This is a genomic window from Kitasatospora sp. NPDC001547 (assembly GCF_042894165.1).
Taxonomy (GTDB): Bacteria; Actinomycetota; Actinomycetes; order Streptomycetales; family Streptomycetaceae; genus Kitasatospora.
The window spans coordinates 328,003-352,274 of record NZ_JBIAVL010000002.1 but is presented as its reverse complement, the minus strand read 5'-3'; the positions used below and the strand labels follow the sequence as shown (position 1 = coordinate 352,274).

General features: G+C 74.4%; 22 protein-coding genes. 11 read left to right on the top strand and 11 right to left on the bottom strand.

What is annotated here, in order from left to right; translation table 11 throughout:
- Nucleotides 1–18: 18 nt before the first annotated feature.
- From ACFY0X_RS04370 to ACFY0X_RS04360, 3 genes are read left to right on the top strand one after another with little or no spacing between them, the layout of a single operon-like run.
- Nucleotides 19–1,125: an energy-coupling factor transporter transmembrane component T gene (locus ACFY0X_RS04370; protein ID WP_387748634.1), complete on the top strand. Its 1,107-nt coding sequence runs from the start codon at nucleotides 19–21 to the stop codon at nucleotides 1,123–1,125.
- Nucleotides 1,122–2,723, top strand: coding sequence for an ABC transporter ATP-binding protein (locus ACFY0X_RS04365; RefSeq protein WP_387748632.1), 1,602 nt, complete (start codon nucleotides 1,122–1,124; stop codon nucleotides 2,721–2,723). Before ACFY0X_RS04370 ends, ACFY0X_RS04365 begins: the two co-directional genes overlap by 4 nt.
- The gene (locus ACFY0X_RS04360) at nucleotides 2,720–3,556 is read left to right on the top strand and encodes an ECF transporter S component (protein WP_387748630.1); all 837 of its coding nucleotides are present in this window, start codon (nucleotides 2,720–2,722) and stop codon (nucleotides 3,554–3,556) included. The genes ACFY0X_RS04365 and ACFY0X_RS04360 overlap by 4 nt, the downstream gene beginning before the upstream one ends.
- On the opposite strand, the gene ACFY0X_RS04355 is transcribed toward ACFY0X_RS04360, so the two are convergent.
- A complete protein-coding gene (locus ACFY0X_RS04355) occupies nucleotides 3,553–4,350 on the bottom strand; it encodes a helix-turn-helix domain-containing protein (protein ID WP_387748628.1) in 798 nt (265 codons plus the stop codon). The two genes, ACFY0X_RS04360 and ACFY0X_RS04355, sit on opposite strands and share 4 nt — an antisense overlap.
- Nucleotides 4,351–4,810: 460 nt before the next feature.
- Here ACFY0X_RS04355 and ACFY0X_RS04350 point away from each other — a divergent pair, with 460 nt between their 5' ends.
- The 3 genes from ACFY0X_RS04350 to ACFY0X_RS04340 all read left to right on the top strand — a co-directional run bounded on the left by ACFY0X_RS04350 (nucleotide 4,811) and on the right by ACFY0X_RS04340 (nucleotide 7,490).
- Nucleotides 4,811–5,461, top strand: a complete 651-nt coding sequence (locus tag ACFY0X_RS04350; RefSeq protein ID WP_387748626.1) for a M15 family metallopeptidase — start codon at nucleotides 4,811–4,813, stop codon at nucleotides 5,459–5,461.
- Nucleotides 5,462–5,557: 96 nt separating this feature from the next.
- Entirely contained in the window at nucleotides 5,558–5,971 is a 414-nt protein-coding gene (locus tag ACFY0X_RS04345) for an NUDIX hydrolase (protein ID WP_387748624.1), read from the top strand.
- A 136-nt stretch (nucleotides 5,972–6,107) separates the two neighbouring features.
- Nucleotides 6,108–7,490 (top strand): hypothetical protein, encoded by a 1,383-nt coding sequence (locus ACFY0X_RS04340; RefSeq protein ID WP_387748622.1) that lies wholly within the window; start codon nucleotides 6,108–6,110, stop codon nucleotides 7,488–7,490.
- A gap of 9 nt (nucleotides 7,491–7,499) precedes the next feature.
- Here ACFY0X_RS04340 and ACFY0X_RS04335 read toward each other — a convergent pair whose 3' ends face one another.
- A complete protein-coding gene (locus ACFY0X_RS04335) occupies nucleotides 7,500–8,576 on the bottom strand; it encodes an NAD(P)/FAD-dependent oxidoreductase (protein ID WP_387748620.1) in 1,077 nt (358 codons plus the stop codon).
- A gap of 180 nt (nucleotides 8,577–8,756) precedes the next feature.
- Between ACFY0X_RS04335 and ACFY0X_RS04330 the strand changes: the two genes are divergently transcribed.
- Together ACFY0X_RS04330 and ACFY0X_RS04325 are read left to right on the top strand one after the other, a co-directional pair.
- Nucleotides 8,757–9,665 (top strand): RNA polymerase sigma-70 factor, encoded by a 909-nt coding sequence (locus ACFY0X_RS04330; protein ID WP_387748618.1) that lies wholly within the window; start codon nucleotides 8,757–8,759, stop codon nucleotides 9,663–9,665.
- 123 nt (nucleotides 9,666–9,788) lie between these two features.
- A complete protein-coding gene (locus ACFY0X_RS04325) occupies nucleotides 9,789–10,637 on the top strand; it encodes a LysR family transcriptional regulator (protein ID WP_387748616.1) in 849 nt (282 codons plus the stop codon).
- A gap of 74 nt (nucleotides 10,638–10,711) precedes the next feature.
- On the opposite strand, the gene ACFY0X_RS04320 is transcribed toward ACFY0X_RS04325, so the two are convergent.
- Both ACFY0X_RS04320 and ACFY0X_RS04315 read right to left on the bottom strand, forming a co-directional pair.
- A complete protein-coding gene (locus tag ACFY0X_RS04320) occupies nucleotides 10,712–11,035 on the bottom strand; it encodes an antibiotic biosynthesis monooxygenase family protein (RefSeq protein ID WP_387748614.1) in 324 nt (107 codons plus the stop codon).
- Between the two features lie 122 nt (nucleotides 11,036–11,157).
- Entirely contained in the window at nucleotides 11,158–11,568 is a 411-nt protein-coding gene (locus ACFY0X_RS04315) for a cupin domain-containing protein (RefSeq protein ID WP_387748612.1), read from the bottom strand.
- A gap of 62 nt (nucleotides 11,569–11,630) precedes the next feature.
- Between ACFY0X_RS04315 and ACFY0X_RS04310 the strand changes: the two genes are divergently transcribed.
- A complete protein-coding gene (locus ACFY0X_RS04310) occupies nucleotides 11,631–12,107 on the top strand; it encodes a MarR family winged helix-turn-helix transcriptional regulator (RefSeq protein ID WP_387748610.1) in 477 nt (158 codons plus the stop codon).
- Between the two features lie 22 nt (nucleotides 12,108–12,129).
- On the opposite strand, the gene ACFY0X_RS04305 is transcribed toward ACFY0X_RS04310, so the two are convergent.
- On the bottom strand, nucleotides 12,130–12,612 hold the full coding sequence (locus tag ACFY0X_RS04305) for a CYTH domain-containing protein (RefSeq protein ID WP_387748609.1): 483 nt from the start codon (nucleotides 12,610–12,612) through the stop codon (nucleotides 12,130–12,132).
- Between the two features lie 93 nt (nucleotides 12,613–12,705).
- The gene (locus ACFY0X_RS04300) at nucleotides 12,706–14,781 is read right to left on the bottom strand and encodes a DHA2 family efflux MFS transporter permease subunit (protein ID WP_387748608.1); all 2,076 of its coding nucleotides are present in this window, start codon (nucleotides 14,779–14,781) and stop codon (nucleotides 12,706–12,708) included.
- Nucleotides 14,782–15,218: 437 nt separating this feature from the next.
- Between ACFY0X_RS04300 and ACFY0X_RS04295 the strand changes: the two genes are divergently transcribed.
- Nucleotides 15,219–16,457 carry a peptidoglycan-binding protein gene (locus tag ACFY0X_RS04295; RefSeq protein WP_387748606.1) on the top strand — a complete coding sequence of 413 codons (1,239 nt, stop codon included), beginning with the start codon at nucleotides 15,219–15,221 and terminating at the stop codon, nucleotides 16,455–16,457.
- A 69-nt stretch (nucleotides 16,458–16,526) separates the two neighbouring features.
- Here ACFY0X_RS04295 and ACFY0X_RS04290 read toward each other — a convergent pair whose 3' ends face one another.
- From ACFY0X_RS04290 to ACFY0X_RS04275, 4 genes are all read right to left on the bottom strand, one after another.
- Nucleotides 16,527–17,111, bottom strand: a complete 585-nt coding sequence (locus ACFY0X_RS04290) for a TMEM165/GDT1 family protein (RefSeq protein WP_387749278.1) — start codon at nucleotides 17,109–17,111, stop codon at nucleotides 16,527–16,529.
- Nucleotides 17,112–17,408: 297 nt separating this feature from the next.
- Nucleotides 17,409–18,194 carry an ABC transporter permease gene (locus ACFY0X_RS04285; RefSeq protein ID WP_387749275.1) on the bottom strand — a complete coding sequence of 262 codons (786 nt, stop codon included), beginning with the start codon at nucleotides 18,192–18,194 and terminating at the stop codon, nucleotides 17,409–17,411.
- A gap of 44 nt (nucleotides 18,195–18,238) precedes the next feature.
- A complete protein-coding gene (locus tag ACFY0X_RS04280; protein WP_387748604.1) occupies nucleotides 18,239–19,870 on the bottom strand; it encodes a dolichyl-phosphate-mannose--protein mannosyltransferase in 1,632 nt (543 codons plus the stop codon).
- Between the two features lie 187 nt (nucleotides 19,871–20,057).
- Nucleotides 20,058–21,362, bottom strand: a complete 1,305-nt coding sequence (locus tag ACFY0X_RS04275; RefSeq protein ID WP_387748602.1) for an MFS transporter — start codon at nucleotides 21,360–21,362, stop codon at nucleotides 20,058–20,060.
- 144 nt (nucleotides 21,363–21,506) lie between these two features.
- Between ACFY0X_RS04275 and ACFY0X_RS04270 the strand changes: the two genes are divergently transcribed.
- Nucleotides 21,507–22,088 (top strand): MarR family winged helix-turn-helix transcriptional regulator, encoded by a 582-nt coding sequence (locus ACFY0X_RS04270; protein WP_387748600.1) that lies wholly within the window; start codon nucleotides 21,507–21,509, stop codon nucleotides 22,086–22,088.
- 172 nt (nucleotides 22,089–22,260) lie between these two features.
- Here the strand turns inward: ACFY0X_RS04270 and ACFY0X_RS04265 are convergent, their stop codons facing one another.
- Nucleotides 22,261–24,087: a glycosyl hydrolase family 18 protein gene (locus tag ACFY0X_RS04265; RefSeq protein WP_387748598.1), complete on the bottom strand. Its 1,827-nt coding sequence runs from the start codon at nucleotides 24,085–24,087 to the stop codon at nucleotides 22,261–22,263.
- Nucleotides 24,088–24,272 lie beyond the last annotated feature (185 nt).

Sequence of the window (24,272 nt, the reverse complement as noted above, 5' to 3'; positions counted from 1 at the left end):
CCCACCCAGGACAGCACCGTGAGCAGCACCGCCCGTAGCACCCGACCGCCCACCGGACCCCGTCAACTGCACCCCGGGGCCTGGTGGTTGTGGGCGCTCGGGCTGGGCGCGGCGGCCACCAGGACCACCAACCCGGCGATCCTGCTGCTGCTCACCGCCGTCGCCGGGTACGTGGTCGCGGCCCGGCGCGGCGACGCGCCCTGGTCGCGGTCGTACGGGGCGTTCCTGCGGCTGGGCCTGCTGGTGCTCGGCATCCGGCTGGTGTTCGCGGTCTTCCTCGGCTCCCCGGTCCCCGGCACCCATGTGCTGTTCACCCTGCCCGAAGTCCCCCTCCCCACCTGGGCGCAGGGCGTGCGGATCGGCGGCCGGGTCACCGTCGAGGGCCTGCTCGCGGCGCTGTACGACGGACTGCGGCTGGCCACCCTGCTGGTCTGCGTCGGCGCCGCCAACTCCCTGGCCAGCCCGGCCCGGCTGCTGCGCGCCCTGCCCGGCGCGCTCTACGAGGCGGGCGTCGCCGTCGTCGTGGCGATGACCTTCGCGCCGAACCTGGTCGCGGACGTCCGCCGGCTGCGCGCCGCGCGACGCCTGCGCGGCCGCACCGACAGGGGCGTCGCGGCCGTGCTGCGCGTCGGACTCCCGGTGCTGGAGGGCGCGTTGGAGCGGTCCGTCGCGCTGGCCGCCGCGATGGACACCCGGGGCTTCGGCCGCACCGCCGACGTCCCGCGCCGGCTCGCCCGGGCGACGGCCGCGCTCACCCTGGCCGGACTGCTCGGGGTCTGCCTGGCCGCGTACGGGCTGCTGACGGCCGGCGGCGCGGGCTGGGCGCTGCCCGTCCTGCTGCTCGGCCTGGCCGCCGCCTTCGCCGGACTGCTGCTCGGCGGCCGACGCTCCGTCAGGAGCCGCTACCGGCCCGACCCCTGGGCTCTGCCGGAGTGGCTGACCGCCTGCTCCGGGGCCGCCGTGGCGACCCTCACCACCTACCTGGCCGCGCAGGACCCGGCCGCCTTCGCCCCCACCGTCGTCCCGCCGACCGTCCCCGCGCTGCCCCTGGCCGCCGTGCTGACCGTCCTGCTCGGCCTGGTACCGGCGTTCGCCGCCCCGACCCCGCCCCGGAGGGCATCGTGATCACCTTCGAGCAGGTCTCCGTCCGGTACGCGGACTCCGCCGCGCCCGTGCTGAACGGCGTCGACCTCACCGTCCCCGAGGGCGAACTCTGCCTGCTGGTGGGCCCGTCCGGCTCCGGCAAGTCCACCCTGCTGGGGACGGTCAGCGGCCTGGTACCGCACTTCACCGGCGGGGTGCTGCACGGCCGGGTCACCGTCGGCGGCCGGGACACCCGCGAGCACCGGCCGCGCGAACTCGCCGACCTGGTCGGCACGGTGGGGCAGGACCCGCTGGCGCACTTCGTCACCGACACGGTGGAGGACGAACTCGCCTACGGCATGGAGTCGCTGGGCCTGCCGGGCGACGTGATGCGCCGCCGGGTCGAGGAGACCCTCGACCTGCTCGGCCTCGCCGACCTGCGCGACCGCCCGCTCGGCTCCCTCTCCGGCGGCCAGCAGCAGCGCGTCGCGATCGGCTCCGTGCTCACCGTGCACCCGCGCGTCCTGGTCCTGGACGAGCCCACCTCGGCGCTCGACCCGGGCGCGGCCGAGGAGGTGCTGTCCGTCCTCCAGCGGCTGGTGCACGACCTCGGCACCACCGTACTGATGGCCGAGCACCGGCTGGAGCGGGTCGTCCAGTACGCCGACCAGGTGCTGCTGCTCGCCCCGGGCGCGGCCCCGGTGCTGGGCGAACCGGCCGAGGTGATGGCGCACTCCCCGGTGCACCCGCCGGTGGTCGGCCTCGGCCGGCTCGCGGGCTGGCGGCCGCTGCCGCTCTCGGTGCGCGACGCGCGCCGCAGGGCCGCACCGCTGCGCGCCGAACTCGACGGCCGGACGCCCGCCGCCGCCGGTGCGTCGTCCGGTACCCCCGTCGCCGTTGCCGACCGCCTCGCCGTCCGGCGCGGCCCGGTGCCCGCGCTGCGCGGCGTGGACCTCGCGCTCCGTCCCGGCGAGATCACCGCCCTGATGGGCCGCAACGGCGCCGGCAAGTCCACCCTGCTGGGCAGCCTGGTCGGCCTGCACGCCCCCGCCTCCGGCCGCGTCGAGGTCGGCGGCCGCACCCCGCACCGCACCCGCCCCGCCGAACTGATCCGCGAGGTCGGCCTCGTCCCGCAGGACCCGCGCGACCTGCTGTACGGCGAGTCGGTCGCCGCCGAGTGCGCCGCGGCCGACGGTGACGCGGGCGCCGCCGCCGGCACCTGCCGGGCCCTGGTCGAACGCCTGCTGCCCGGCATCGCCGACGACACCCACCCGCGCGACCTCTCCGAGGGGCAGCGGCTCACCCTCGCCCTCTCCGTCGTGCTCACCGCCCGGCCCCCGCTGCTGCTCCTGGACGAGCCGACCCGCGGCCTCGACTACGCCGCCAAGGCCCGGCTGGTGGAGATCCTGCGCGGCCTGGCGGCGGAGGACCACGCCGTGCTGCTCGCCACCCACGACGTCGAGCTGGCCGCCGAGCTCGCCCACCGCACGGTGATCCTGGCCGAGGGCGAGATCGTCGCCGACGGACCGACGGCCGAGGTCGTCGTCTCCTCCCCGGCGTTCGCCCCCCAGGTGTCCAAGGTGCTGGCGCCCGGGCCGTGGCTCACCGTCGGGCAGGTCGCGGAGGCGCTGGGCGCATGAGCACTCGTCCCGTCCCGCTGGGGCGCCGTTCCGTCGCGGCGCTGCTGGCCGTCACCTTCGTCGGCGTCGCCGCCTTCGGCTGGCCGCTGCTCGCGTCGACCGAGTCGGCGCTGGTCGGCCACTCGGCGGACGCGCCGTGGCTGTTCGCGCTGCTGTTGCCGCTGCTGCTCGCCGTGGTCATCGCCCAGATCTCCGAGGGCCGCTCGGCGGGCGGCGGGGCACCGGGGCTGGACACCAAGTCCGTGGCCCTGCTGGGCGTGCTGGCGGCGGCGGGCGCGGCACTGCGGCCGCTCGGCGCGGGGACGGCGGGGCTGGAGCCGATGTTCTTCCTGATGGTGCTTTCCGGGCGGGTGCTCGGACCGGGCTTCGGCTTCGTGCTCGGCTCGCTGTCGATGTTCGCCTCCGCGCTGCTCACGGGCGGGGTGGGGCCGTGGCTGCCGTTCCAGATGCTCGCCATGGGGTGGGTCTGCCTGGGCGCCGGGCTGCTGCCGGGGTCTGCTTCCCTGCGCGGCCGCCGCGAACTCGCGCTCCTCGCGGGGTACGGAGCAGTGGCCTCCCTGCTCTACGGCACGATCATGAACCTCCAGGGCTGGCCGTACATCGGCGGCCTGGCCGGCTCCATCTCCTTCGTGCCGGGCGACCCGCTGCCCGACAACCTGGTCCGCTTCGCGGCGTACTGCCTGACCACGTCGCTGGGTTGGGACCTGCCCCGGGCCGCACTCACGGTCGTCCTGTGCCTCACCCTCGGCACCCCCGTCCTGCGCGCCCTGCGCCGCACGACCCGTCGCGCCGCCTTCGACGCCCCGGTCACCTTCCACCCGCCGGAGCGCTAACGGCAACCCCCGCACACCTGCCCTGCGGTGGCGACGGGCCGCCCGCACATCCCGCTCCGCCCGGGGCACTCGTGCCTTCGCGGGCCGTCGCCCCCTTGCCGGGGTTTAGGCACCATCGGCACCTTCGCGATCCGCGCTGCCACGATCGCCCCCACGCTGTGCGTGACCCTGTCCGGCAGCGGAGCCGCGATGATCCCCGCCAGCGCGTCCCGCGTCCACCCACCCGCGAGCAACCCCTCCACCCGCGCGGCCTGGTCGCACAGCGGCTTCCCCGCCAGCGCCATCCGGGGCTCCCGGCGCCCGAGTTCGAGCAGCAGCGCCATGCCCGCCGTCAACTTCTCCGGGGGACGGACGGAAGGCTCTTCCACGTCCTTGGATTTCAGTTCCTTGGAAGGGCTTCCCACCTTCCCGCCGCCTGGCACCCCAGGTCCGGGCCCACCGGCGGCCGGAGGCGCGGGAAGCGGCGGCATCGCATGCGCGGCCTTCCCGTTCGTCACCGGCACCTCATGAACCGAAACGACCGTCCGCACCTGACCAGTGAGCGGATCCCGCAGCGTCCGTCGGACGTAGTGCCCGGCCGCCTCCAACTCCCGCAGCGCGCGGGAGACGGTGGCCCGCCCCTCCACGCTCTTCGCCGCGAGCGTGCGGACGTCCTCCCGTGCCCCGTCCGGCAGACTGAGCAGGTAGCTCAGCAACCCGCGCGCCGCCCAACTCAGCGAGTGCTTACGGACGACGTGGCCGTTGTCCAGGATCGTGTACCCGGGGGCATGCCGGGGGATACGATGAATCTGCATCGTGGAGCTCTTCTCTCCTGGTGCCGAACCCCGGGGTGTTGGCGCACCGCCGGGGTAACTTCTGCTCACTCACCGAGCGCCCTTCGAGCGACCCGGCATCGCAATCTTCACCGTAATGCCGTAACGCCCCATCAAACGCCGCTCCACATCACCCATCCGGGCGGCGCAAGCGCGCACCCGGGGGCGCGTCCCACAGCACACGCGCCCGCGATCGCCCTGCACCGATTTCCACCGCCCGCTACCTCGCCGCACCCACCCACCCCGCCATCGCGCAGGTCGTCCGCGACGCCGTCTTCCTCGAGAATCAGCGAAGGGGTGAGCATCGCTGGGCCCGCGCGGCCCGGCGCGGGCCCAGCCCACCGGAATCAGCTCGTGACGTGCGCCTGCGGCCTGCCACGGGCGCCCACCTGGAGCACCGCGCGTTCCTGGCGTAGCGTTGCCTCCTTCCTCAGGAGGCGAGTTGAGCGAGATCATCCTCATGTCCGACCCGAAGGTGGCCGCGGTCCCCGTCGGGGAGCGCGGCGAGCAGCTGTTGGACGTACGGGGCGGCAGTGGGCTGCTGGTCGACGGGCGCAAGCAGGACGACGACGGCGCCTTCGCGCGGCTGCGGGCCGGGGTGGTCGAGCGGCTGCTCGACGCGCAGGCGGCGCTGCCGGACGGGCTGCGGCTGCTGTTCGTGGAGGGCTACCGGCCGCCGGAGCTGCAGAACCGTTACTTCGACGAGTACGCAGCCGAGTTGCGGGCCGCTAACCCCGACTGGCCGGACGGGCGGATCAGGTCGGCGACGAGCCGGTACGTGTCGCCGCCGGAGATCGCGCCGCACAGTGCCGGGGCCGCCGTCGACCTCACCCTCGTCGACTCCGACGGCCGCGAGCTCGACCTCGGCACCAGGGTCAACGCCAGCCCCGAGGAGAGCGCCGGGGCCTGCTACACCCACGCCGAGAACATCGGCGCGCAGGCCCGGGCCAACCGGCGGCTGCTCAGCGACGCCCTGGCCGGCGCCGGGCTCGTCAACTACCCCACCGAGTGGTGGCACTGGTCGTACGGCGACCGCTACTGGGCGCTGGCCACCGGCGCCCCGGCCGCGCTCTACGGGCCGGCGCAGCGGTAGCCGACACGACACGCGGTCCGCGGAGTCTGCCGAGCGGGCCCGCGGCCCCGGGGCCAAGATGGCGTCGACACCGCCGCCTGCCCGAGGAGCAGCGAGATGACCGAGCAGCACGCCGAGCGACTCCCCGCCGTCGCCGTCGCGATCGTGGTCAAGGACGGCCGGGTGCTGATGGTGCGCCGGCGGGTCGCCGAGGGCGGGCTGTCCTGGCAGTTCCCGGCCGGGGAGGTCGAGCCGGACGAGTCCCCGGAGGACGCGGCCGTCCGCGAGACCGCGGAGGAGACCGGCCTCCACGTCGCCGCCGCCCGGCTGCTCGGCGAGCGAGAGCATCCGCAGATCGGGCGGCGGATGGCGTACACGGCCTGCGAGGTGGTCGGCGGCACCGCCACGGTGGTGGACTCCGACGAACTGGACCGGGTGGTCTGGGCCTCCCGCGCCGAACTCGCCGAGTACGTCCCGTTCCCGCTGTTCCCGCCGGTCCAGGAGTACCTGGACGGCACGCTCGCCGGCTAGGGCACGGCGGACTCGCGTGGGAAGTCGGCCCGTCCGACTTCCCACTCAAGAGCATCAGCGCCGGGGCCCGAAACTCGTCCCCGGGGTAGGGACGTTCGGACGGGAGACCGCTCGCCGCCGCTTCGGAAGGACACGCGTGACACCCGCGCACGGAGCCCCGTCCGGCCACGACCACGCCCTTCCGCGGGCTCGCCGCCCGGGTCGGGAGCCGGTCACCGACGAGACGGTGGCCCGGCTGAGGGTCCTGGCCCGCACCGACCCCGCCTCGGGCCTGCCCGCGCTGGCCGAGGCGCTGCGGGGCCGGGCCTACGGCGAGCCCCGGCCCCGGCCCGAGGAGGCCGTCCCGTTCCTGGAGGAGTCCGCCGCCATCTACCGCACCCTGGTCGCCGACGGCGGCACCGAACACCTGGGCGCCGCCGCCAACGCCCTCGCCTCCCTCGCACTGAAGTGCTCCCTGGCCCACGCCGACGGCCTCGCCCTCGCCGCCCGGCAGGAGGCGGCCGACCTGGCCTCGCGCGCCGAAGCGGCCCGGCCGGTGCCGGACCTCGGCCGGGCCGCCGTCCTGCGCGCCGACCTCGCCCACGCGCTCGCCGAGGCGGGTCGGTTCGACGAGGCCGTGGACGCCGCCCGCGCGGTGGCCGCCCGCTCCCGGGCGGTGACCGAGCCCGGCGGGAGCGACCTGACGCGGCGTCTGCTCGACCTCACGGTGCTGCTCCGCCTCGCGGGCCGCACCGAGGAGGCCGTCGCCGTCGAGCACGAGGCCCTCGCCTGGCTGCACGAGGGCCGTACGGAGCCGGACCGCGGCCCCGTACCCGCCCTGCGCGCCGCCGGCGCCGCGCTGTGGTTCGCCGACCTCGGCGACCCCGCGCAGGGCCGCCTCCTGCTCGCGGAGGCCGCCCGCACCTGCGAGCGTCTGCCCGCCCGCGGCGAGCGGGGCGACTTCGGCTTCCTCGAAGGCCTGCGGGCCGACCTGTTCGCCCGCTCCGGTGTCCGGGACGAACAGGCCGCGGCCGACGCCCCGGACCCGCTCGCGCTCGGCATCGACCCGAGGCGACACCTCCAGCCCGTGCTGGGCCTGAGCTTCCACCACTGGTCCTTCAGCCTCCGCGACTCCTTCCGGGACGGACTGGTCGCCCTCGCGCGGGCCGTCGAGGCGATCACGGGCGTTCCCGAGCAGACCGACCGCCTCCCTGACGAGGACGACCTGCCCGAGCACACCGACGGCCGGTCGCCCCTGCCGGACGACCCCGGCCTGCTCGCCGCCCTCGGCACCCTCACCCGGCGGCTCGACCTGCGCCGGGCGGTCCTGGGGGTGCATCCGGCCTCCTACACCCGCATCGCGCTCCCCCGGCTGCGGCGGAGCGTCCACATCGAGCGGCGCCTCCACGCGACGGACCCCGCCGCCGGCACCCGGCGCCTGGTCAGGGCGCTCACCGACCTGGCCATGGCACAGCTCGTCCACTGCGACCACGCCGACGCGACCGGCACCCTGCACGAGGCCCACGCGCTCGCCGGCTGACCGGCGCACTCAGCCGCCGATGCCCGTGTCGGCGCCGAACTTGCCGCCGCGGGAAGCGAGTTCCTTGAGCACGACCCCGCCGCGCCCGGCGAGGTGCGAGCGCCGCAGGCTGTCGTCGCGGCGGGTGAACTGGGCCACCGCGGCGCCCCGCCCGAGGGTGACGGCCCGGGCGACGTAGCGCGGGGTGTACGGCGCGGGCGTGCGGCCGGCGAGCAGGCGGCGCAGGTTGTCCACGGCGCGGACGGCCTGCGGGCCGGCGAGCGCGCAGGCGAAGCGGGCGCCGGGGACGGCCGCGCAGTCGCCGATGGCGAAGATCCGCTCGTCGTCGACGCTGCGCAGGGTCGCGTCCACGGCCGCGCGGCCGTCCCCGTCGACGGTGAGGCCGCTGCGGGCGGCGAGGTCGGGGACGCCCGACACGATCGCCCACAGGGTCAGATCGGAGGGGAGCGCCACGCCCGACCCCAGGTGCACCGCGCCGTCGGCGGCCCGCACCAGGCTGTCGTCCACCACCTCGACGCCCAGGGCCGTCAGCGCGTCCCGTACTTTCCGGTGCGCCCGGTCGGTGAAGTCCGCGGCCACCGCCCGTCCGACGATCCGCACCCGCAGGTCCGGCCGCGTCTCGGCGATCTCGGCCGCCGTCTCGATCCCGGTCGCACCGCCGCCGACCACCGTGACCGCGCTCCCGGCGGGCAGCGCGGCCAGCGCGGCCCGGGCCCGCTCCGCGCCCTCCCAGCTGCCCACCGGGACGGTGCCCGGCACCGGCCGCACCGTGCTGCCCGTGGCGAGGAACGCCCAGTCGAAGGGGAGGCCCGTCCCGTCGTCCAGGGTGACGACGCCGTCGCCGATCCGCTCGACGGTGCCGACCCTCAGCGCGGCCCCCGCCCGGAGCATCGACGCGATCGGCGTCGCGGCGGCGTCCGTCCCCGCGATCCGCTGGTGCAGCCGTACCCGCTCCACGAAGTCCGGGCGCTGGTTGACCACCGTCACCTCGGCCGCCCGCACCTTCCTCGCGACCCGGTTCGCCGCGAGCATGCCCGCGTAGCCGGCGCCCACCACGACCACCTTCATCTCCGCTACCGCCTTCATCTCGGCCTCCTGCCGGTGCTGCGTCCGTCCGTTCGGGCAGGAGATGCCGGCCGGCCGCCCGGCGTGACACCGATCCCGGCACGGGACCGGTATGAGACAGGTCACACGGCGCGGGGTGTCACGGACCGGGGCGCTCCGGCGTCCTGTGGGAGGCACCAGCCGACCGGAGGGAGACCCGAGATGAGCGGCGAACACGCGGACGACCGCCGCCCCGACCCGGCCACCGAGGCCTTCGTCGCCCACCGCAACCTGCTGTTCACCGTCGCCTACGAGATGCTCGGCTCGGCGGTGGACGCCGAGGACGTCCTCCAGGAGGCCTGGCTGCGCTGGGTGGGCGTCGACCTCGACACGGTGCGGGACCGGCGCGCCTACCTGGTCCGGATCACCACCCGGCAGGCGCTCGGACGGCTGCGCGCGATCGGCCGGCGCAAGGAGTCGTACGTCGGCCCGTGGCTGCCCGAGCCGCTGCTCACCTCGCCGGACGTCGCCGAGCAGGTCGAGCTGGCGGACAGCATCTCGATGGCGATGATGACGGTCCTGGAGACCCTCGCGCCCACCGAGCGGGCGGTGTTCGTGCTGCGCGAGGTGTTCGGCCTCGGGTACCAGGAGATCGCGGAGGCCGTCGACAGGACGCCGGTCACGGTCCGCCAGATCGCCCACCGGGCCCGGGCCCACGTCGCCGCCCGCCGGCCGCGCGGCACCGTCTCGGCCGAGGAGGCCCGCACCGCCATCGCCGCCTTCCAACGGGCCGTCGAGACCGGCGACCTGCAGCAGCTGCTGGACCTCCTCGCTCCCGACGTGGTCGCCCTGAGCGACGGCGGCGGCATCAAGCAGGCCATGCCCCGGCCCACCGTCGGCGCCGGCCCGGTGGGCCGCCTGCTGGCCGCCGGCGTGGCGGTGTGGGGGCCGCTGGGGACGTGCGAGCCGGCCCAGGTCAACGGGCACCCGGCGCTGGTCATGCGGATCGACGGGGAGATCGACCTGGTGGTGGCGATGCGGATCGAGGAGGGGCGGATCACCGGCATCTACTCGGTGCGCAACCCGGAGAAGCTGACCCACATGGAGCGCGAGACGGCGGTGAGCCTCTGAGCCCCTCCCGGAAACCTCCGGAACCCTCTGGAGCACACCGGGCCCTTCGCCACCTCCTCCCCCGTACGCTGTCCCGCAGCACCGGGAACGAGGGCGTTCGGGGGAGCAGTGGAACTAGGTCAGTTGCGCGCCTTCGAGGCCGTCGTCACCCACCGCACGGTCACCGGCGCGGCCGGGGCGCTCGGGCTCACCCCGTCCGCCGTCACCGAGCGGGTCCGCACCCTCGAACTCAGCCTCGGCACCGGCCTGTTCGACCGGGCCGGGCGCGAGCTGACCCTCACCCCGGCCGGTGAACGGTTGCTGCCCTGGGCCCGGCGGCTGCTCGACCAGGCCGAGCAGGCCCGCCGCGAGGTCGTCGTCACCCGGGCCCGCCTGCGGCTCGGCGTCCTGGCGGCCGTCGCCGCCACCCAGGTCCCGGCCGTCCTCGCCCGCCTCACCGACCGCCGGCCGGACCTGGACATATCCCTGCACACCGACACCTCCCGGGACGCCCTGCTCGACGGCGTCGCCGCCGGAGCCCTGGACGCCGCGCTCGTCCTCGACGCCCCCGGCCCGCTCGGCGCCCTCGGCTTCCCCCTGCCGCCCGCCCCGCTCGACCACCTCGACGTCCAGGACGTCCCACTCGCCCTGGTGGCCGCCCCCACCCACCCGCTGGCCCGCGTCGGCGCCCTCACCCGCGAGGCCCTCCGCGGCCACCGCCTCCTCGTCAACTCCCCCGCCTGCTCCTTCCACCTCGCGGGCGAACGCCTCCTCGGCCACCACGTCCGACGCCTGCGCACCGGCGCCGTGCCCGTCACCCGCGCCTGCGCCGAACAGGGCCTCGGCATCGCCCTCCTCCCCGCCCACGCCGTCCACCCCCACCTCACCGCCGGCACCCTCGTCCGCCTCCCCCTCGACCCCCCGCCCCTCCACCTCCGCCTCCTCTGGCGCACCGACCACGCGCCCCTCCCCCTCGGCGCCGCCCTCGCCTGAACGGCCCGGGCCCGCACACAGCAGCGCGCCCCGGGGCTCCGAAAGCCCCGGGGCGCGCAACCGCCGTACGGACGTCAGGCCTTGGGGCCCGTGGACTGGACGACCTCGAAGGACCAGAGGGTGGAGCCGGTGGCGGCGGGCCGCTTGGGGGCCTCGCCGGAGGGGCCGTTCTGGTGGGCGGACTTCATCGGGCCCTCCATCCAGGCCTTGAAGTCCTCCTCGCTGCGCCAGCGGGTGTAGACGAGGTACTGGTCGGTGCCCTCGACGGGGCGGAGGAGCTCGAACCACTCGAAGCCGTCCGAGTTCTCCACCGCGCCGGCCCGGGAGGCGAAGCGCTGCTCCAGCACCTCGCGCTGCTCGGCCGGCACCGTCAGGACGTTGATCTTGACGACGGACATGGCGCGCTCCTTCTGCTCCGGTGACTGCGTACGGGAGCAGTCTGCTACACCTCACGGGCGGGCGGCCCGCAGGTGTCGGCGACCGACCGGGCACGGGCAGCCGGCGGGGGCGGCGGTGGGGATCAGGCGATCCACGGCGGGAGGACCCGCTGGTCGTCACGCGGGGCGAGGGCGCAGGCGCCCTCGGGGGTGCGGGCGTCGGGGTTGTAGGCGTAAGCGGGGGACGGGGAGGCGACGACGGCGGTGAAGCCGGTGTCGGTGGCGATCTGGCGGGCGGCGTCGGCGGGAAGGACGACGGTGTCCCCCGCGGCGAGGGCGAAGGCCTCTCCCGCCAGGTCGACCCGGGCGGTGCCGGTGAGCAGGGTCCAGACCTGCTCGGTGTCCATGGCGTGCAGCGGGCCCCGGGCGTCGGCGGCCATGTCGACGTGCCAGACGGCGAGGGCGGTGGATCCCTGGGTGGGCGAGGCGTAGGTGGTCATGACGCCGTTCGGGGTCGCGGTGCGGCGGGCGTCGGTCCGACGGATCACGGGCATGGTGAAGGAACCCCCTAGGATGGACAATGAAGTTGTCTATATAGTCAATGAGGTTGTCCATCGTGTCAAGTGAACCGTCCCCGCCGGGTTTTGAGCTGCCGCTGCGCCTGCTGCTCGCCTTCCGGACGATCATCGACGAGCTGCACGAACGCATCGCCCGCCAGGGCCATCCCGACCTGCGCCCGATGCACGGCTTCGTCTTCCAGGCGATCGGCCCGCAGGGCACCACCGCCTCCGAACTCGGCCGCCGCCTCGGCGTCTCCAAGCAGGCGGCCGGCAAGACCGTCGACCAGCTGGAGCAGCTCGGCTACGTCGCGCGCGTCGCCGATCCGACCGACACCCGGCGCAAGCTGGTCCGGCTCACCGAGCGCGGGGTGGACTGCCTGATCCGTTCGGCGCGGATCTTCGACGAGCTGCGCGAGGAGTGGTCGGAGGTCCTCGGCGAGGAGCAGCTGCGCGCGGTGGAGGACGGCCTGCGCCGGCTCGCCCCCGGCGACCCGTTCCGGTTCGACACCCCGCGCTGGTTCGGTGCGCCGTAGCGGACCGAACGCCTCGGCACGATCAGGACTTGGGCAGTCCACGGGTCGCGAGGGCCTGGTTCTTGTACGCCTCCACGCCGGTGATCTCGGCGCCGAACCAGTCCGGCGCCGAGAACGCCCGGGCCTCGGCCTCCGAGCCGAACTCGACCTCGGCGGTGCGCAGCCCGGCCAACTCCCCCTGGTAGACGTCCGCGTGGACCGTGACGCCGGACGCGTCGAAGGTGTAGCGGTCCTTGACCAGCCGGGCGCCCTCGGTGGCCGGCCAGAGCCCGGTGAACTCCTCTTCCCCGAGCTCGCGTTCCACCTCGATCCGGACGGGGGACCCCGCCGCGGACGAGGCGCCGCGCTTGACGCCGAGGACGCGGCTGCCGCCGATCCGCCGCAGCCGCACCTCCGTCCCGTCGTCCTTGATCGCGATGTACCCCTGCTCGATGTGCTGCCGCACCGCCGTCTCCGGCGGTTCGAAGGCCTCCAGCAGGAACTTGCGCTCGATCTCGAACGGCATGCCGCACCATCCCTTCCCGGTCGCACCGAGCGGCCGGTTCGCGCCGAGCGGCCCGCCGAGTCGTCGAGCCGTCCGGACGAACCCGTCGGGCCGTCAGAAGGACCGCCCCTCGCCACGGTACGGCCGCTCCGGCCCCGCCGGGTCCGGCCGGTCGCGCCGGTCCGAGCAGAGCGAGGAGCTGAGCCGGTTCAGCAGCCCGGCCAGCTCGGCGTACTTCTGCTCGTCCCAGTCCCCCAGCAGCTCGGCGAGCTGGGTGCGCCGGGCGGCGACCAGCCGCAGCGCCGCCGCCTCCCCCGGTTCGGTGAGCCGCAGCGGCAGCCGCCCGACCCGCGCCGCCAGCCCCCGGCCCTCCACCTCCCGGACGGCCTCCTCGATGACGGCGACCGGGACGATCCGCCGCTCGGCGAGTTCGGCCGGCTCCACCGAGCCGTGCTGGTGCATCTGGAGCAGCAGCCAGCTGGAGGCGGGCCGCAGGTCCAGCCCGGCGGACTCGGTGATCCGGCGGAAGAGGTCGCGCCGGGCCTCACGGCTGTTCAGCACCGACAGCGCGCGGGCGATCTCGTCCAGCGAGGTGCGCTCGACCGGGTTGACCCCGATGGACTCGCTCAGGTCGGGCGCGGTGACGGTGGAGCGCAGCTTCTGTTCGCGCAGGAACAGCGACAGCACGAAGGCGACCACCGCGACCGGCACCGCGTACAGGAACACCCGGGTGATCGACTCGGCGTACGCGTGGTAGACCCCCGGCTGGGCGGCGGCCGGCAGCCGGGGGATGACCCGCGGGTCGGCGGTGATGACCTCCGGCCGGAAGCCGGGCGGCAACGGCACCCCCGCCAGGGCGTCGGCGAGCCGGCCGCGCAGCCCGTTCGCGAAGACCGTCCCGAAGACGGAGACGCCGAAGGAGGCCCCGATGGAACGGAAGAAGGTGGCGCCCGCGGTGGCCACGCCGAGGTCCTCGTAGCCGACCGAGTTCTGCACGATCAGCACCAGCACCTGCATCACCAGGCCCAGCCCGAGGCCGAAGACCAGGAAGTAGCCGCTCATCTCGGCGGTGCCGCTGTGCTCGTCCAGCCGGGAGAGCAGCAGCAGCCCGACGGTGGTCACGGCCGTCCCGGCGATCGGGAAGATCCGGTAGTGGCCGGTGCGGGCGACGATCTGGCCGGAGCCGATCGAGGTGAGCAGCATGCCGAGCACCATCGGCAGCATGTGGATGCCGGACATGGTGGGCGAGACCTGCTGGACCACCTGGAGGAAGGTCGGCAGGTAGGTGAGCGCGCCGAACATCGCGAAGCCGACCACGAAGGAGATCACCGCGACCAGGCTGAACGTCCGGGAGCGGAACAGCCGCAGCGGCAGCACCGGCTCCGCCGCCGTCCGCTCGACCCGGACGAAGGCGACCAGCAGCACCAGGCCGAGCGCACCGAGGCCGACGATCTGCCAGGACGCCCAGGCCCAGGTGGTCCCGCCGAGCGAGGTCATCAGCACCAGGCAGGTGGCGACGGAGGCGATCAGCACGGTGCCCAGGTAGTCGATCCGGTGCTCGCGCCGGACCTCCACCCCGTGCAGCACCGCCGCGATCACCACCAGGGCGACGGCGCCGATCGGCAGGTTGACGTAGAACACCCAGCGCCAGCTGAGGTGGTCGACGAACACCCCGCCGAGCAGCGGCCCGAGCACGCTGGTGACACCGAACACGGCGCCGAACAGGCCCTGGTAGCGACCGCGGTCCCGGGGGGCCACGAGGTCGCCGACGATCGCCTGGGAGAGCACCATCAGCCCGCCGCCGCCCAGGCCCTGGAGCGCGCGGAAGGCGATCAGCTCGCCCATGTTCTGGGCGATCCCGCACAGCACCGAGCCGAGCAGGAAGATCACGATGGAGGCCTGGAAGAAGCGCTTCCGGCCGTACATGTCGCCGAGCTTGCCCCACAGCGGGGTCGCGGCGGTGGAGGCCAGCAGGTAGGCGGTCACCACCCAGGAGAGGTGCTCCAGGCCGCCGAGGTCGCTGACGATGGTCGGCAGCGCGGTGGAGACGATGGTCTGGTCGAGGGCGGCCAGCAGCATCGCCAGCAGCAGGGCGCCGATCGGCACCCAGAGGTTGGGGACGGTGACCGCCGGCGGGCCGCTCGCGCCCGTGGCGCTCCGGCCGGACCCGGCGCGCGGATCCGTCGTCATGGCGTCTCCAGGGGCATCACGGCACCTCCGCGGACGTCCACGGCACCCGCGCGGGCGTCATCGCGTCTCCGTCGGCATCACGACGTCTCCGTGGGCATGGCGTCTCCAGGGGGTCGCGGGCCCGTCGCCCGGGCCGTGCGGATGATCACTCCCAGCTCACCGCGCTGGTCGGTTCGTCCCGATTCGTTCCGTCGGGTCGAACCGAGCGTAAGCGCCGGGGACGACCGCCGCGCCCCGGGCGTTCCCCGAGGGGCCAACCGGCACCAACCGGCACAACACCCCCGCCGGCGGACGGACGCCCCTGTCCACCCTTCGGGCGGTCCTGCATAATCAGGCGCGATCGTGCGCCCCGGTCCGCCCGGAACGTGCGCCGAACGACCGAACGACCGCCCGCGGAGCCGACGCGGAACCGACGCGAAACCGAGGAGGACCGGCCGATGCCGGACCAGCACTGCCCGACGTGCGGCACCGCACGCTCCACCGGGTGCGGCTGCGTCCCGGACCCGAGCCTCACCGAGACCGCCGTCCTGCCCCACCTCGAAGGGCCGCTGGTCCGCCCGTACGTCCCGCAGACCGCCGACCAGGTGGCCGACGAGGCCCACCCGAACGCGCCCGTGGTGGACCCGTTCGCGACCACGGTGCTGCCGCCCGTCCCCCAGGGACGGCCCGGGCCGCCGGCCGCTCCTCCGCTCGGACCGGACGCGGACGCGTACGCCACCACGGTGCTGCCGCCCGCCGCCCCGGGTCAGGGCTCGTTCGGGCCGGACGCCGGCGCCTACCCGGACGGCGGCTACGCGGACGGCGGCTACCCGGAAGCCCACGCCACCACCGTGCTGCCGCCGGTCCCGCCCGCCGGGCCGGGCGGGTACCCGGGGGCCGCGCAGCCGCAGCCACCGATGCCGGGGCCGGGACCGGACGCCGACGAGATCGGCCTCTTCCCCTTCGGCCCGGGCCCGGACTTCGGGCCGGGCCCCGGCCCGGGCGCGGGCTCCGGACGGACCCCGGGCTCGCCCGGGCCGCAGGCCGGCGGCGGCCGGGCCGCCAGACGGGCGGCCGAGCAGGCCGACCGGCGGCCGCTCGCCCAGCGCAAGGGGCTGCTCGCCGGGGTCGGTGCCGCCCTGGTGGCGCTCACCATCGGCGTCGCCTACGCCGTGACGCCCTCCGCCGAGCCGCCGGCCGAGCAGTCCCGACCGCTGCCGACCAGCACCCTGGCGCCCGCGCCGGTGGACCCGCCCTCCCTGGCGGCGCCCGCCCCCAGCGCGGCGGCGCCGACCAGCGAGGCACCGAGCCCGACGGCCACCGCCACCCGCAAGCCGAGCCCGACCAGGACGGCCACCCCGACGCCGACCCCCACGCCGACGACGCCGCCTCCTCCCCCGGTCCAGCCGCCCGCGCCGGCCCCCGTCCCGACGCCGACGCCCACCCCCACGCCCACCCCGACGCCCACCCCTCGGCTGCTCCAGCTCGGGATGAACGGGCCGGACGTCAAGGACATGCAGCAGCGCTTGTACGCCGCCGAGTGCGGATTCGTCGACAAGTCGATCATCACCGGCACCTTCGACTACTGGACCCAGTCGGTGCTCAGCAGCTACCAGCGGGAGAACCGGATCAAGGGCGAGAACGGCGTCTACGGTCCCAAGACCCAGGCCGTCCTCACCGCCGACCCGGGCTGCTGACCCCCGCTCGTACGAAGGGGCGGCGGCCGCCCAGCGGCGGCCACCGCCCCACTCGTCACCCCGCGGCCGTCAGCCGGTGATCGCCCCGAAGATGCTGATGCCCGCCAGCACCACCATGATCGTCGCCGCCACCCGGATGATCAGCTTCATCGGCACGTGCTTGAGCAGCTTCTGCCCGCCCACGATGGCGATCCCGCCGACCGCGCACAGCGCCAGCCAGGAGCCGAGGCCGACGGCCAGCGGGTCCGCGTACTTGGCCGCCAGGTTGGCGGTCATGATCTGGGTCAGGTCGCCGAACTCGGCGATCGCGACGACCACGAAGCTGGCCCCGGCCACCTTCCAGAAGCTGTTCGAGGACGGCTCCTTGGCCGCGTGCTCGTCGTCGTCCCCGCCGTGGAACAGCAGCATCGCCGCGCCGACCAGGAACAGCACGCCGGTGACGCCCTCCACCCAGCGGTGCGGCAGCAGCGAGAGCAGCTGCCCGGCGACGAGCGCGAGGCCCACTTGGAGGGCGAAGGCGGCGGCGATGCCCGCGAAGACGTAGCTCGCACGGTACTTGGTGCCGAGCACCAGGCTGGCCAGCGCGGTCTTGTCCGGCAGTTCGGCCAGGAAGATGACGCCGAAGGTCAACGCGGCAACGGTAGGACTCATCAGAGGTTTCCTCGGTCGGGCTGCCCGGCCACCGCAGCTCCGTCAGGGGACGCTTCGGCCCGACAGCACTGGTCATGGTCACAGCACTGCGGCCGAAGGTCTCGCCGGCAACGCCCTGTCGAGCGATGCCCCGGGCGCCGGGCCCCTGGGGGCCAGTATGTCGACGGTCCGGTGGAGGGCTACTCCCCTTCAACGACGCCAAGCGTACCCGACGGCGTGAGCCGGCCGGTCCCAGCAGGCCGCCCCCACCCGAGGGCCGCCTGCCCGCCGCCCCCACCCGAGGCCCCCTGCCCGCCGCCGCTACCCGCCGCCCCCGTCCGCCCCGGGCGCGACCAGTCCGCGGCCGACCAGCTCCAGGACCACCACGATCGCCACCGACTCCACCGCCAGCAGCCCGATCAGCACGAACAGCTGCACCGCCCCCGCCTGGACCGGCGAGGCCCCGCCCAGCAGCATCCCGACGAACGCCCCGGGCAGGGTGACCAGGCCGACCGTCCGGGTCTGGTCCAGCGCCGGGACGAGCGAGGTCGCCGCCGCCGTCCGGCAGATCTCCAGCCGGGCGTCGCGCTCCTCGAAGCCGAGCGCCAGCGCGGCCTCCACCTCGCCGCGCCGCAGCCGCAACTCGTCCAGGGCCCGCCGCCCGGCCAGCGAGGTCGCGGTGAGCGCGCCGCCGATCAGGATGCCCGCGACCGGGATGAGGGACAGGCCCCGGGCCGGCAGCAGCCCGACGCCCAGCAGCAGGGCCAGCACCGGCAGCACCCCCGCGCCGATCGGGGCGGCCGCCCAGACCCAGGCCGGGCCCGGGGTCATCCGCCGCCCGGCGGTGCGCACCGCGACCGAGAACATCAGCACCACGAACAGCGCCGACCACCAGAGCGAACCGACCACCCAGGTGATCACCGCGGCGACGGCGGCCAGCTGCACCACCGCGCGCAGCCCGGCCCGCAGCACCGCGTGCCCGTGGCCGAGCAGGCCCCACCCGGCCACCGCGACGGCGGCCGGCAGCAGCACGGCCGTGACCACCCCGAGCACCGGGGTGACCGGCAGCAGCTGCCCGCCGGAGGCCGCCAGGTCCGCGGGGAGCATCAGGTCCGGCCCGTCGGGCAGATCCAGGCCATCGGCCGAGCCCGTCAGATCCAGCTGGTGAACCACATCCGGTCCTGCCAGGACGACATCGGGATCACCTCCGCCGTGTACAGCGGGTAGAAGAACGCGAAGCAGCCGACGATCGCGAGCACGACCGCCCCGGCCCCGATCGCCCCGATCCGGCGGCGCCCGGGGCCGCATCCGGCCGGGCCGAGCATCGCCCCGAGCATCTGGGCGACGGCCAGGCACAGGAACGGCACCAGCACGACCATGTAGAAGGAGAAGATCGTCCGCTCCTGGTACCGGAACCAGGGCAGGTAGATCCCGGCCACCGCGCACAGCACCGCGCCCGAGCGCCAGTCCCGCCGGAAGAACCAGCGCCACAGCAGGTAGACCAGCGCGAAGCAGGCCGCCCACCAGAGGAACGGCGTGCCGAGGCCGAGGATCTGCGCCGCGCAGCCGCCCGAGGAGGTGCAGCCGCGCTGCCCGGCCGGGACCTGCTCCCAGTACATCGAGACCGGGCGGCCGTCGACCAGCCAGGCGAAGGGATTGGACTGGTAGGTGTGCGGGGTGCTCAGACCGGTGTTGAAGTCGTACATCTGCGAGTGGTAGTGCCACAGGCTGCGCAGCGGCGCGGGCACCCAGCTCATCGGGATCTGCGGCAGCGGGATGCCCAGGACGCTGTCCGGGGAGAGCCCGGCGCGCCCGTCGGCCCAGTGCCGGTCGTAGCCGCCCCCGCCGTTGGCGCCGGTACCGCCGGTGGCCAGCCAGCCGCTCCAGGCGCCGACGTACACCACCGCGGCGGAGCCGACCATGGCGAGGAAGGCGGGCACGGCGTCCCGGCGCAGCATGGAGCGCCAGGGGCGGCGGGCGCCGGCGCCGCGGCGGCCGGAACCGTCCCACAGGACGGTGAGGACGCCGAGGGCGGCGAGGATCGGTGCGCCGTTCCACTTGACGGCGCAGGCGGCGCCGAGGAACACCCCGGCGGCGATCCGCCATGGGCGCCACCCCAGCCGGACGGTGTCGCCGCCGGCGGCCTCGGCGACGCGGGCGAGCCGGGCGCGGGCGTGGTCGCGGTCGATCAGCAGGCTGCCGAAGGCGGCGAGCACGAAGAACATCTGGATGCCGTCGAGCAGGCCGACCCGGCTCATCACCAGCTGGAGGCCGTCCACCGACATCAGCAGCGCGGCGGTGCAGCCGACCAGGGTGGAGCCGAAGAGGCGGCGGCCGATCCGGGCCAGCATCAGCACGGTGACGGTGCCGAGCAGGGCGGTCATGAACCGCCAGCCGAAGGGGTCCAGTCCGAACAGCTGCTCGCCGATCGCCATCACCCATTTGCCGAGCGGCGGGTGCGCGATGAACTCGGGTGCGGAGGTCAGCGGGATGGACTGGGGGACGGACAGGATGTCGGCGTTGGCGTGGTCGGGCCAGGTGCCCTCGTAGCCCTGCTGGAGCAGCGACCAGGCGTCCTTGGGGTAGTACGTCTCGTCGAAGACGAAGGAGCCCGGGTGGCCGAGGTCCCAGAACCGCAGCAGGCCGGCGAAGAGCGCGACGGCGACCGGTCCGAGCCAGCCCGCGTGGTCGGCCGCCCAGCGGACCAGGCCGCCGCGCGGGGCCGGTGCCGGGGCGGCGGGGACCGGGGCCGCCGGTGGGTGCGTGAGCGCCGCTTGCGTCATAGCCTCGCCGATTCGCCTGTCTGCTCTGCCCGGGGCCTGGCTCCGCCCGGGTCGTGCCGCCCCGGCCGGGGCAGGGCGGTCGACAGCCACTGACACTATGTGGCGGTGCCCGCGAAGCCAAGCGCGACGGGCGCCGACCAGGTGACCTGGTCGGCGCCCGTTTCGAACGCCCGGACGGGCCGTTCCGCTACGCGGCGGTCTGCAGCTCCCGGACCGGGACGGCGCGGACCACGACCGGCGCCGCGTTGTCCTGCTCCGGCGTGAGGTACGGGCGCAGCCGCAGCGCCATGACGACGATCAGCAGCGTGGAGCCCGCCATGGCCGCCAGGTAGAGCGCCCAGGTGCCGGAGCCGACCAGCAGCACGCCGACGGCCGGGCCGACCGCGATCGCTATCTGCTTCACCAGGGCGTACCCGGCGTTGTAGGTGCCGAGCAGCCGGGCCGGGGCGAGGTCCGCGACGATCGGGCCCATGGTGGGCGCGAGCAGCGACTCGCCGACGCCGAAGAGGGCGTAGATCGAGACGATGGCGACCGTGGCAGCCATGGTCTCGGTCCGGATCAGGCCGGCCACCAGGGCCATCGCCCAGGCGCCGAGCCAGACCAGGCCGGCCGCGGCCATCGCGGTGGTGCGGCGGCGGCGCGCGGTGATCCGCACCATGAACATCTGCAGCACCACGATGGTCAGCGCGTTGGCGCCGATCGCGAAGCCCAGGGTGGAGGGCGCGGTGCCGACGGTGTCGGTGGCGAAGGCCGCGACGCCGGACTCGAACTGGCCGTAGCAGGTGAAGAAGATCAGCCCGGCGAGCAGGCAGAGCCGCAGCATCGCCTTGTCGGCGACCAGCGCGCGCAGCCCCGTCGGGCCGTCGGCCTTGCCCTGGACGACGCTCAGCTGGACCAGGGGCATCCGGGCGGTGCCGGTGACCAGGGCGAGGCCGAGGAACGTCGCCGCCTCGATGGTGAACAGCCGGGTGAGGCTGGCCGGGTCGGAGACGTCCACGATCTGCCCGCCGACCAGCGCACCGATGCCCATGCCCAGGTTGACCAGGGTGAACTGGAGCGCGAAGGCGTGCGAGCGGGTGGCCGCCGTGGAGCAGCGGACGATCATCGTGGCCAGCGCCGGCTGGCAGGTGGTGACGCCCGCGCCGAACAGGAAGGAGGAGACCAGCAGGGCCGGGGTGCCGGTGGCGTGGCCGAAGGCGAACGCGCCGGTGGCGGCGAGCGCCGTACCGGCCAGCAGCACCGGGCGGGGGCCGTACCTGTCGATGCCGCGGCCGGTGAACGGGAGGACGGCGAGGGCCGCCAGCGCGAAGACGGTGAACACCATCCCGGCCGCCAGCGAACCCAGCCCGCGCACCTGGTCCACGTACACGAACATGTACGGCATCGTGAACCCGCTGCCGAACGCGCTGAGCGCGTTGCCGATCTGGACGCGGCGCAGCGGGCCGCCCGCTCCACGCCGCTGCTGCCTCTGCTGCTTCACCGTGCCGGTCACCGTGCACATCCCTTCCTGGTTTCAACTGGATACTCTTAAGTCCAGAAGATTTCAGAGCTAAAGTTTGACGAAATAAAGTCTTAGCACCGGAAGAGTGCGGAGTCAAAGGCTTAAGGGGTGCACGCTCGTGGGAGACTGGTCCGCATGACTACGGACAAGCCGCGGCCGGCTGCCGGCCAGCCCGCCCCGGCCACCCCCCTGGAGTTCGGCATCGCCGAGCAGGTGGCCCTCTACCAGCGGGAGTTCCCCACCGTCGACCCCCAGGTGGAGACGATCGTGCAGACCCTCAACCGGGTCTCCCGGCGGATGGGCGTGGCGTACGACCGGCAGCTGACTGTGCTCGGAATCACCTCCGCCGAGTGGGAGGTGCTCAAGGCCCTGGTGGTCTCCGGCAGCCCGTACCGGCTGGGCCCGGGCGAGCTGGCCAAGCGGCTCGGACTCACCCCGGCGGCGATGACGCACCGGATCGACCGGATGGTGGCCGACGGCCTGGTCACCCGGGACCGGGACGAGACCAACCGGGTGCGGGTGATCATCGAGCTCACCGAGACCGGCCGCGACAAGTGGCTGGAGTCGATGCGGATGGCGGCGGTGTTCGAGGAGGAACTGCTCCAGGACGTCGTGGGCGAGGAGCGCACCGCGCTCTGCGCGACGCTGGGCCGGATGCTGCGGCGGATCGAGGAGAGCCAGCCGGACGCGCTCGGGCGCACCGACGACCTGGTCTGACGCCGGCGGGCCGACACTCCGACGCGCCGGAGCGCCGGAGCGTGCGGGCCCCGCGCGGGCCCCGGGAACGCGAACGGGTCCGGCCCACCGGGAGGAGGTTCCTCCCGGCGGGCCGGACCCGTCGCTTCAGGTGCTGCGAGGATCCGTCAGGCCCTCGGCGGTCCGTCGGTCGTCAGCAGGGGCCGTTGTCGGTCCAGACGCCCCACTGGCCGCTCAGGCTCGGGTCGTCGCCCTTGGTCCACCACTTGTTGGTGTAGTAGTGGCCCTTCCACGAGACCTTGGTGCCGCCGGCCGCGTAGGTGGTGTTCGCGTCCCAGCTCGGGGCGGCCGGGCAGGAGCTCGGGGTGCCGGTCGGGGTCCCGGTGGGGGTGGTGGTCGGCGTGCCCGTGGGGGTGCTGGTGGGCGTGCCGGTCGGGGTGCCGGTGGGCGTGCCGGTCGGGGTCGGGGTCGGCGTGCCGGTCGGCGGGGCCGGGCAGGCGGAGGCCGAGCCGTTGGTGGCGCTCACCATCTTGTCGAACAGACCGGTCCTGGTGCCCAGGTCGTACAGCGAGAAGGCGAAGGAGCCGCCGAGGCCGTTGCAGTGTGCGTAGTCGATCTTGGCCTGGATCGACTTGGCGTCCTCACCGCTCCAGAAGGTGTTGCCGTCGTAGAAGTACGTGGTCTTCGCGTCGTCGTCCCAGAAGGTCTTGGACGGGTTGTCGACGAAGCCCGCGAGCTCCTTGAACATCTGGATGCCGGGGACGTTGCCGGACATCGCCGCGCCGGCCGCCGGCTGGGTGGCGGGCTGGAACAGGCCGTGCTTGCCGTTGTCCTTCACTCCGGTCCAACCGCGGTAGTAGAACGGCACACCCATGTTGATCTTGTTGGCGGGGAAGCCGCCGGGGATGCCGTACTCCTTGTCACCGGCGGTCCAGGCCTTGATCGCGTTGTCGATCGAGTACTTCCCGTTGCCCGGCTTGGCCGGGGTCGACGGGTCGTTCGGGCCCGAATACAGCGGCGCCTGGTGGTTGGTCGGCCCCTGCGGGTCCCAGCCGCCGTGCATGTCATAGGTCATGACGTCGAGGAAGGTCAGGTACTGACCGATCTTGTCCGTCTCGACGTTCATGATCTTGTCCTGGCCGGCGCCGACCGCCGCCGACAGGGCGTAGGTCTTGCCGTCGGTCTTGCCCTGCGCGTCCAGCTGGGTGCGGAACTCCTTCAGCAGCGCGGTGAAGTTCTGCTTGTCGGCCGGGCTGGAGATGTTGCCGGTGTGGCCGCCGCCGCCCGGGTACTCCCAGTCGAGGTCGACGCCGTCGAAGATCCCGGCGGCGGAGCCGGGGCCGCCGTAGCCGGCCTCGCTGGGCAGGTTGCCCTTGATGAACATGTCGATGCAGGACGACACCAGGTGCTTGCGCGAGGCGTCCGTGGCGGAGGCCGGCGAGAAGAACTTGGAGTAGGTCCAACCGCCCAGCGAGATCAGGACCTTGAGGTTGGGGTTCTTCGCCTTCAGCTTCTTCAGCTGGTTGAAGTTGCCCGCGATCGGCTGGTTCCAGACGTCGCCGACGCCGTCGACCGAGATGTCCGCGCCGAAGCTCTTCTGGTAGTCGGCGAACGCGTCGCCCGCGCCGTCACCCGCGTTGGGGTTGTTGTCGTTCGTGTCGGCGGCCTTGGTGGCCTCGAAACACCCCAGGTCGGTCGGGTGGATGTTGGCGAACGAGTAGATCAGGTAGTCCAGGTTCTTGGCGACGCCGGTGTCCTGGATCGTCTTGGGGTAGTACGCGTTCGCGTAGATCGACCACTGGTCGAAGTAGGCGACCTTGATGCCGCCGCTGGTGGCGGGCGCGCCGGTGGAGTTGGTGGTCGCGGCGTTGGCGGCGACGCCGCCGGACAGCGCGAGGCCGGCGCCGAGCAGCAGGGAGGCGGTGGTGCCGGCCGCGATGGCGGCCAGGCTCTTGGGGTGGCGTCGGCGGCCGCCCTGCGGGGCCGGGGCCCCGGCCCTTTCAATGCGTGAGCGCAGCATGGGTGCGTGACTCCTGGTTGTGGGGGTACCCGTCGGCCCGGGGGCACGCGTCCGGGGTGGGGCCGGACGACCGGGACATGACAGGCATGGGTGGGGAATCGAGCGGATCAGACCATGACGGACTACCGGGATGTGCCGAACCGGCGCCCGCGGCACACGGCCGCTGACGCCGGTTCAGGGGCTCC

What these genes read in the sequence shown, in the direction of transcription:
- ACFY0X_RS04345 (WP_387748624.1), top strand. Translation starts at nt 5,558, where the DNA reads ATGACCGAGCAGCACGCCGAGCGACTCCCCGCCGTCGCCGTCGCGATC.
- ACFY0X_RS04295 (WP_387748606.1), top strand. Translation starts at nt 15,219, where the DNA reads ATGCCGGACCAGCACTGCCCGACGTGCGGCACCGCACGCTCCACCGGG.
- ACFY0X_RS04330 (WP_387748618.1), top strand. Translation starts at nt 8,757, where the DNA reads ATGAGCGGCGAACACGCGGACGACCGCCGCCCCGACCCGGCCACCGAG.
- ACFY0X_RS04360 (WP_387748630.1), top strand. Translation starts at nt 2,720, where the DNA reads ATGAGCACTCGTCCCGTCCCGCTGGGGCGCCGTTCCGTCGCGGCGCTG.
- ACFY0X_RS04320 (WP_387748614.1), bottom strand. Translation starts at nt 11,035, where the DNA reads ATGTCCGTCGTCAAGATCAACGTCCTGACGGTGCCGGCCGAGCAGCGC.
- ACFY0X_RS04305 (WP_387748609.1), bottom strand. Translation starts at nt 12,612, where the DNA reads ATGCCGTTCGAGATCGAGCGCAAGTTCCTGCTGGAGGCCTTCGAACCG.
- ACFY0X_RS04300 (WP_387748608.1), bottom strand. Translation starts at nt 14,781, where the DNA reads ATGACGACGGATCCGCGCGCCGGGTCCGGCCGGAGCGCCACGGGCGCG.
- ACFY0X_RS04285 (WP_387749275.1), bottom strand. Translation starts at nt 18,194, where the DNA reads ATGCTCCCCGCGGACCTGGCGGCCTCCGGCGGGCAGCTGCTGCCGGTC.
- ACFY0X_RS04270 (WP_387748600.1), top strand. Translation starts at nt 21,507, where the DNA reads ATGACTACGGACAAGCCGCGGCCGGCTGCCGGCCAGCCCGCCCCGGCC.
- ACFY0X_RS04335 (WP_387748620.1), bottom strand. Translation starts at nt 8,576, where the DNA reads ATGAAGGCGGTAGCGGAGATGAAGGTGGTCGTGGTGGGCGCCGGCTAC.
- ACFY0X_RS04280 (WP_387748604.1), bottom strand. Translation starts at nt 19,870, where the DNA reads ATGACGCAAGCGGCGCTCACGCACCCACCGGCGGCCCCGGTCCCCGCC.
- ACFY0X_RS04355 (WP_387748628.1), bottom strand. Translation starts at nt 4,350, where the DNA reads ATGCAGATTCATCGTATCCCCCGGCATGCCCCCGGGTACACGATCCTG.
- ACFY0X_RS04315 (WP_387748612.1), bottom strand. Translation starts at nt 11,568, where the DNA reads ATGCCCGTGATCCGTCGGACCGACGCCCGCCGCACCGCGACCCCGAAC.
- ACFY0X_RS04265 (WP_387748598.1), bottom strand. Translation starts at nt 24,087, where the DNA reads ATGCTGCGCTCACGCATTGAAAGGGCCGGGGCCCCGGCCCCGCAGGGC.